Here is a 1,140-nt window from a genome sequence, read left to right on the forward strand (position 1 = left end):
GAGATCGTGAAATACTGTTTGGAGAATGGACGCAACTACCAGCAGACCGCGGAACAATATCAGGTGTCCTATGCCCAGGTGTATGGCTGGATCAAAAAGTATGACACGAACGGGGCAGAAGCGCTCCTAGACCGCCGTGGTCGTACGAAGCCAGAGGACGAACTAAGCGAAGAAGAGAAGCTGAAACGCCGGATCCAGCAAATGGATCTTGAGAACGAACTTCTTCGTGCGGACATCTTGTTTCTAAAAAAGTTAGAGGAGATCGAGAGGAGGTCATGATCAGCCAGGTACGGCTACAGCAACGATATATCGCCATCAAAGAATTGAACGAAGAGGAGGCCCTTTCGATCGTGCTCCTCTGTCGAGTCGCCGGCATCTCACGGGCGGCCTATTACAAATGGTTGAATCGCACCATACCGGTGCGTCAAGAAGAGAACGAGAAGCTTCTGGAGGACATCCGTCTACTCTATGACCAGGCGAACGGCACATACGGGTACCGTCGGATCACGATGACGATCAACCGGCTGCGCCGGCAACAAGGCCTGTCCCCGTTCAATGAAAAGCGAGTCTATCGCTTGATGCATATCCATGGGATCCAATCGGTCATCCGCCGGAAGCGGAAGAAGCATAAGAAGTCAACGCCGCAGCACGTGGCCGAGAACCTGATGAACCGAGAGTTCAGCGCGTCCCGACCGGACGAGAAATGGTGCACCGACGTCACCGAGTTCAAATATGGTGCCGGGAAGAAGGCATACCTGAGCGCGATCATCGACCTGTATGACGGCTCGATCGTCGCCTATCGCATCGGGAAGTCCAACAACAACGCTCTCGTCTTCCAGACGATGATGCCGGCCATCGCGGGGCTCCGTACAGGAGCACGTCCGATGATCCATAGCGACCGAGGGTTCCAATATACCTCGAGAGGGTTCAAACGAATGGTAGAAGACGCGGGAATGACCCGCAGCATGTCCCGGGTCGGACGTTGCATCGACAACGCCCCGATCGAGAGTTTTTGGGGCACCTTGAAAGTGGAGATGTACTACTTGCGTGAGTTCCAGGCCTATAGCGAACTCACAGCGGCCATCGAGAACTACATATCGTTCTACAACCACGATCGTCTCCAGAAACGACTGAACGGCT

Annotated in this window: 1 pseudogene; it reads left to right on the plus strand. The window is 54.2% G+C overall.

Annotated features, from left to right (window positions below):
• Positions 1-1,140: pseudogene (locus KNP76_RS15570) on the plus strand (IS3-like element ISEnfa5 family transposase); the annotation flags it as partial.

The organism is Exiguobacterium sp. s150 (assembly GCF_018618435.1).
GTDB lineage: Bacteria > Bacillota > Bacilli > Exiguobacteriales > Exiguobacteriaceae > Exiguobacterium > Exiguobacterium alkaliphilum.